Raw genomic sequence first — 540 nt, 5'->3', positions numbered from 1 at the left:
AAACAGACACCATTGATGAGCGGTGCAACACCCACCGTGTCGAACCGCTGGCCGGGCAAAAGAACAAAGCGCACAAGATTGCCAAGTGCATCGGTGAGTGCCAGGATTTTAGTTGTCATGCCGCCTTTGGAGCGGCCTATGGCCTGGCTTTGAGTCCCCCTTTTGCGCCCTGTCCATGGCGGTGGACCTTGACGATGGTAGCATCGACCATGGCGTATTCCATGTCCGGCTCATCCGAGCAGGCCTCGAAAAGCCGAATGAAAACATCGGCTTTGACCCAATCGCGGTATCGCTTGAAAACCGTGTTCCAGCTTCCGAAGAAGGCTGGAAGGTCGCGCCACGGGCTTCCTGTCCGCACGATCCAAAGCAACGCCTCAATGAAGCGGCGATTGTCGCCACCACTTCGTCCGGGATCGGCTGGCTTACCCAGACAATGCGGTTCCATCTTCGCCCATTGGGCGTCCGTCAGCACAAATCGTTCCATCCAAAGCTTGAATCACAATCAAGCCAAAAATGGAATCCTGAATCTCAACAAGCCTT

General features: G+C 55.2%; 1 pseudogene. It reads right to left on the bottom strand.

From position 1 onward, the window contains the following. Positions 1-484, bottom strand: a pseudogene (locus FCU66_RS40760) (IS5 family transposase); the annotation flags it as partial. Positions 485-540 lie beyond the last annotated feature (56 nt).

This window comes from Mesorhizobium norvegicum, from assembly GCF_004919685.1.
In the GTDB taxonomy this organism is placed as follows: Bacteria; Pseudomonadota; Alphaproteobacteria; order Rhizobiales; family Rhizobiaceae; genus Mesorhizobium; species Mesorhizobium norvegicum.
Note: the sequence above shows the minus strand (reverse complement) of the source record. Positions and strands in the feature narration are given on the sequence as shown.